Annotated in this window: 2 protein-coding genes; one reads left to right on the forward strand and one right to left on the reverse strand. The window is 60.1% G+C overall.

Annotation, left to right across the window (positions count from 1 at the left end):
• The coding region (locus U1700_RS14410; protein ID WP_332753385.1) for a DUF5131 family protein at nucleotides 1–307 on the reverse strand (307 nt) is incomplete at its 3' end.
• Between the two features lie 60 nt (nucleotides 308–367).
• Between U1700_RS14410 and U1700_RS14415 the strand changes: the two genes are divergently transcribed.
• Nucleotides 368–1,570, forward strand: a 1,203-nt coding sequence (locus U1700_RS14415) for a three-Cys-motif partner protein TcmP (protein WP_332753386.1), incomplete at its 3' end; no start/stop codon positions are given.

The following is a 1,570-nucleotide window of genomic DNA, read 5'->3' on the forward strand; positions in this document are numbered from 1 at the left end:
GCGATCGCTTCCACGACAGTGGCTGCTTCAATCGTTCGGGCCGAAGCGTCAGATCAAAGCCGGATTCGAACGGATGCCCCGGCACGCCACGGAAACGCTCGGAACATCGAGCGGCGTAGCAGTTGTCGCAGCCAGACGTGATCTTCGTGCAACCCGTAACCGGGTTCCACGTAGCGTCGGTCCACTCAATCGCACTGCCATCAGCCATCGTCGGCGCGCCCCATAGAACGTAAGGTGAATCTGCCACATTGCGACTCACGATGCAACGACGATGGACGTCGAACGTGTCGAAAAGCAGGCCCGTCAAGTAATTCTGCTGGACAGTTCAGCGGCATGCTACCCATATTCGCCATGCCGACCTTAGGTCGTGCGGGAGATCACGACGATGGGGAAGCGTCCGGGTTACGATTGGATTCTGGGTGGTGCACTGCCTGAGCTGGGACGTCACAGCGTCGCAAAGCATGAAGTGTTCGATCGGTACATCGCCGCGTACATACGGACACTAACCCGGAATCATCTCAAGCGCGCGCTGAACCTCACCATCGTGGACGGATTCTGCGGCGGCGGCCGATATATCCTGGAAAATATGGAAGTCGACGGGTCGCCCCTTCGGATGCTGGCGGCCGTCGAGCGCGCGCAGTCTGAACTCGATGCTGCCCGCGTCCTCGGCTTCGAGATCAAGGCGGACTTCGTCTTCATCGACGACAACCCCAATCATGTGGAGTTTCTACGCGACCAGCTGCATCGTCGCGGTCACGGTGCCCGGATCGGTAAGGACATCCGCATCATCACATCAACCTTCGAGGCAGCTTGCCCGGGCGTGATCGAGCGCATTCAGAACAAGGGTCGCGCCCACCGTTCGCTGTTCTTCCTGGATCAGTATGGCTGGAGCGACGTCACGTTCGCCACGATCCGTGAGATCATGGGCAAGCTCGCCAATCCGGAGGTGATTCTCACGTTCATGGTCGACAGCCTGGTCAATCTGCTGAGCGACAAGATGTCCGACTTCCGCGCGCTGACCGCAATCGACTATGGCCGCGACGACATTCGAGCCCTCATCGCCCTGAAGCAGCAGAAGGGTTGGAAGCGGATCATCCAGAACACCGTCTACGGGCACATCCAGGCCCGAACGGGACCGGCGTTCTATACGCCCTTCTTCATCCACCCCGAAAAGTCGAATCGGGACTATTGGCTGGTTCACCTCTCCAAGCATCACCAGGCGCGAGAGGAGATGGGCAAGATCCATTGGGGGCTGGAGAATACGTTCGAGCACTTCGGTCGGACCGGCTTCAATGCGCTGGGCTTCATCCCCGGGGTGGACGTGTGCGAGGACGTCCTCGACTTCGGCTTCAACGATAATGCACGAAGCCGGTCGGAAGCGGCCGTGCTCGACCAGCTGCCCCGGCTCATTCATGCCGCCGCCATCCGCGACGACGCTCCGCTGACGAAGCAGGCCATCTTCGCATCACGGTGCAACGACACGCCCGTCGTCGGTGACATCGTCGACAGCCAGCTCGCCTTTCTCCGGGACGAGAAAGAGATCGTGATTACCGCCGCCGATGGCTCAGTA

This window comes from Sphingomonas sp. RB1R13, assembly GCF_036663775.1.
Lineage (GTDB): Bacteria > Pseudomonadota > Alphaproteobacteria > Sphingomonadales > Sphingomonadaceae > Sphingomicrobium.